Here is a 1368-nt window from a genome sequence, read left to right as displayed (position 1 = left end):
CATATTATATGGTTAAGTCCTCGATCTATTAGTATTCGTCAGCTCCACATGTCACCATGCTTCCACCTCGAACCTATCAACCTGATCATCTTTCAGGGATCTTACTAGCTTACGCTATGGGAAATCTCATCTTGAGGGGGGCTTCATGCTTAGATGCTTTCAGCACTTATCCCTTCCGCACATAGCTACCCAGCTATGCCCTTGGCAGAACAACTGGTACACCAGCGGTGCGTCCATCCCGGTCCTCTCGTACTAAGGACAGCTCCTCTCAAATTTCCTACGCCCACGACGGATAGGGACCGAACTGTCTCACGACGTTCTGAACCCAGCTCGCGTACCGCTTTAATGGGCGAACAGCCCAACCCTTGGGACCGACTACAGCCCCAGGATGCGATGAGCCGACATCGAGGTGCCAAACCTCCCCGTCGATGTGGACTCTTGGGGGAGATAAGCCTGTTATCCCCGGGGTAGCTTTTATCCGTTGAGCGATGGCCCTTCCATGCGGAACCACCGGATCACTAAGCCCGACTTTCGTCCCTGCTCGACTTGTAGGTCTCGCAGTCAAGCTCCCTTATGCCTTTGCACTCTACGAATGATTTCCAACCATTCTGAGGGAACCTTTGGGCGCCTCCGTTACACTTTAGGAGGCGACCGCCCCAGTCAAACTGCCCACCTGACACTGTCTCCCGGGTCGATAAGACCCGTAGGTTAGAATTTCAATACAGTCAGGGCGGTATCCCACCAGCGCCTCCACCGAAGCTAGCGCTCCGGTTTCAAAGGCTCCCGCCTATCCTGTACAAACTGTACCAAAATTCAATATCAGGCTACAGTAAAGCTCCACGGGGTCTTTCCGTCCTGTCGCGGGTAACCTGCATCTTCACAGGTACTATAATTTCACCGAGTCTCTGGTTGAGACAGTGCCCAAATCGTTACACCTTTCGTGCGGGTCGGAACTTACCCGACAAGGAATTTCGCTACCTTAGGACCGTTATAGTTACGGCCGCCGTTTACTGGGGCTTCAGTTCAGAGCTTCGCTTACGCTAACCCCTCTCCTTAACCTTCCAGCACCGGGCAGGTGTCACCCCCTATACTTCGCCTTACGGCTTCGCAGAGAGCTGTGTTTTTGCTAAACAGTCGCTTGGGCCTATTCACTGCGGCTTTCCGTTAAGAAAGCACCCCTTCTCCCGAAGTTACGGGGTCATTTTGCCGAGTTCCTTAACCAGAGTTCTCTCGCACACCTTAGGATTCTCTCCTCGCCTACCTGTGTCGGTTTGCGGTACAGGCACCTTTTATCTCGCTAGAAGCTTTTCTTGGCAGCGGGGAATCAAAGACTTCGCTCCATAAGGAGCTTCCCCATCACAGCTCAGC

Annotated in this window: 1 rRNA gene; it reads right to left on the bottom strand. The window is 53.1% G+C overall.

From position 1 onward, the window contains the following. Positions 1-8: 8 nt before the first annotated feature. Positions 9-1368, bottom strand: a 23S ribosomal RNA gene (locus tag ACTFNE_RS27340); the annotation flags it as partial.

It is taken from the genome of Bacillus cereus group sp. MYBKT111-2 (assembly GCF_051915205.1).
GTDB lineage: Bacteria > Bacillota > Bacilli > Bacillales > Bacillaceae_G > Bacillus_A > Bacillus_A paranthracis.
The sequence above is the reverse complement of the archived record's forward strand: the minus strand, read 5'-3'. Positions and strand labels throughout refer to the sequence as shown.